The sequence below is a fragment of the Mesorhizobium sp. M4A.F.Ca.ET.022.05.2.1 genome, assembly GCF_003998845.1.
In the GTDB taxonomy this organism is placed as follows: domain Bacteria; phylum Pseudomonadota; class Alphaproteobacteria; order Rhizobiales; family Rhizobiaceae; genus Mesorhizobium.
The window spans coordinates 1-1,269 of sequence record NZ_RZOJ01000723.1; the positions used below are offsets into that span (position 1 = coordinate 1).

Here is a 1,269-nt window from a genome sequence, read left to right on the forward strand (position 1 = left end):
AGCAGGCGTGGCGCGCAGGATCTCCGGACGAAGCCACGGCGATCCGCGCACCGCCGACACGAGGGCCAAGGTCCGGGACGACTACCGTCCGTCGCGCGACGAAATCCTGCGCTACATCGCCGAGAACCCGGACCGTTCCGGCAAGCGCGAAATCGCCAAGGCGTTCGCGCTGCGCGGCGAGGACCGCATCTGGCTGAAGGATCTGTTGCGCGACCTGCAGGACGAGGGCCTGCTGACCAGGGAACGCAAGCGGCTCGCCCGCTCCGGCGCCCTGCCCCATGTCTCCGTGCTCGACATATTTGGCCGCGACAGCGATGGCGTGCTCCTGGCGCACCCGAGCGAGTATAGCGGCGCCGGCTCGCCGCCGGTCATCTCCATCCGCGTTTCGCGCGGAAGCAGCGGCCCCACGCCGGGCATAGGCGACCGGGTGCTCGCCAAGACCTTCCCGACCGACGATCCATCCGGCCCTGCCTACACCGGGCGGGTGATGAAGATCTTCGAGAGGCGCAGCGATGCCGTGCTCGGCGTCTTTCGCGTTCTGAAGGACGGCACGTTCCGCATCGAACCGGTGGAGCGGCGCCAGCCCGAACTGATCGTCGACAAGGAATTCCAGAACGGCGCCAGGAACGGCGACCTGGTGGAGGTCGAGCCCGCGCGCGCCTCCCGCTACGGGCTGCCGAGGGCCAAGGTGCTCAACGTTCTGGGCTCGCTGACCAGCGAGAAGGCGGTCTCGATGATCGCCATCCACGCGCATGACATCCCGCACATCTTCCCGGCCGACGTCTTCGCCGAAGCCGAGGCGGTGAAGCCCGCGACGCTTGCCGGCCGCGAGGACTGGCGCGACCTGCCGCTGATCACCATCGATCCGGCCGACGCCAAGGACCATGACGACGCGGTGTTCGCGACGCCTGACCCGGACGAGAAGAACCCCGGCGGCGTGCTGGTCACGGTGGCGATCGCCGATGTCGCGGCCTACGTCCGCTACGGCAGCGCGCTCGATCGCGAGGCTCTGAAGCGCGGCAATTCGGTCTATTTCCCGGATCGCGTCGTGCCGATGCTGCCGGAGCGCATCTCCAACGACCTCTGTTCGCTGCGCGAAGGCCAGGACCGGCCGGGGCTCGCCGTGCGCATGACCTTCTCCGCCGACGGTCGCAAGCTTCGCCACTCCTTCCACCGGATCATGATGAAGTCGGCGGCCAAGCTCGCCTATACGCAGGCGCAGGCGGCCATAGACGGCATGCCGGACGACAAGACCGGGCCGATTCTCGC

At 68.5% G+C, this 1,269-nt stretch carries 1 protein-coding gene; it reads left to right on the forward strand.

All coding sequences use genetic code 11. The features are described 5' to 3' along the window. Positions 1-7 precede the first annotated feature (7 nt). The coding region (locus EN745_RS34895; protein WP_127423323.1) for a ribonuclease R family protein at positions 8-1,269 on the forward strand (1,262 nt) is incomplete at its 3' end.